General features: G+C 71.2%; 1 protein-coding gene and 1 pseudogene. Both read right to left on the bottom strand.

The window, feature by feature from the left end:
- On the bottom strand, window positions 1-677 hold a 677-nt coding region (locus tag AB0J09_RS65600; protein ID WP_360714707.1), incomplete at its 3' end, for an ATP-binding protein.
- A 64-nt stretch (window positions 678-741) separates the two neighbouring features.
- A pseudogene (locus tag AB0J09_RS65595) lies at window positions 742-1,089 on the bottom strand (IS21 family transposase); the annotation flags it as partial.

Genomic DNA, 1,089 nt, shown 5'->3' with positions numbered 1-1,089 from the left:
TCGACCGAGGCGGTGGCCAGGGTCTTGGGCATGATGGTGTCGAACCCGCTCGGGTGAATGTTGCTGGTGATCGCGATCGAGCGGCGTTCGTAGGCGGCATCGATGATCCGGTAGAACGCCTCGGCGGCGTCGGTTCCGGCCGGGAGCAGCCCGATGTCGTCGATGACGATGAGGTCGGCGCGGCAGATCCGGGCGACGGTGCGCGCGATGGAGCCGTCGACTTTAGCCTTGCCGATCGTGGTGGTGAGGGTTTCCAGGGTGAACCAGGCCACGCGTAGGTCCTTCTCGATGGCCGCGTGGGCCAGGCCCTCGGTGAAGTGCGATTTGCCGGTGCCCGACGGGCCGGCGATCACGAGGTTTTCGGCGCGGCCGATCCATTCCAGCGTGGCCAGGGCGTTCTGGGTGGGTTCGGGGATGGAGGATTCCTCCGGTCGCCAGGACGCGAGGGTCTTGCCGGTGGGGAAGTTGGCCGAGGTGCGACGCAGCCGCCGGGTGGCCGCGTCGCGGCCGGTGACCTCCTCGTGGATGAGAATGCGCAGGACTTCGGCGGGGTCCCAGCGTTGAGCGCGGGCGGTAGCCAGCACGTCGGGGGCGGCTTTGCGCAGGTAGGGCAGGCGCATCCGGCGCAGCAGCCGGTCAAGTTCGTCGGGCAGAGCCGGTGGGGTGGGCGAGGTCATGGGTGGGGTTCTCCTCATCGCGGGCACCCGCCCGGCCGCGCAGGCCGGGCAGGTGGTGGGGTGGTCACTGGCCCAGGGCCTGCCAGGATGCGGTGCCGGGCTGAGCCGAATGCCTCTCATCGGCGCGCACGAGTTCGCCAACGGCCCGGTGGTCGCTCAGATGGTCGACGATGGCGGGCAGGTCGTCGTCGGCGAAGCGGCCGGCGATCGCGGCAAGGCCGAGCGCCTCATCGACACGTTCAGCGCCGAGCACCGCAGCCAGCTCGACGGCGCGGGCCATCTTGGCGCGGATGCGCACGGCTCCGGCGGGTCCGGCCTCGGTCAGCCACCGCTCGGCGCCCGGCCCGATGCCCAGGAACGCGACCTCCGCCTCGTTGCGCGGCCGCGGTTTCGGCTGGTGGATGCTGCGCCC

It is taken from the genome of Nonomuraea sp. NPDC049784, from assembly GCF_040659615.1.
Taxonomy (GTDB): Bacteria; Actinomycetota; Actinomycetes; order Streptosporangiales; family Streptosporangiaceae; genus Nonomuraea.
The sequence above is the reverse complement of the archived record's forward strand: the minus strand, read 5'-3'. Positions and strand labels throughout refer to the sequence as shown.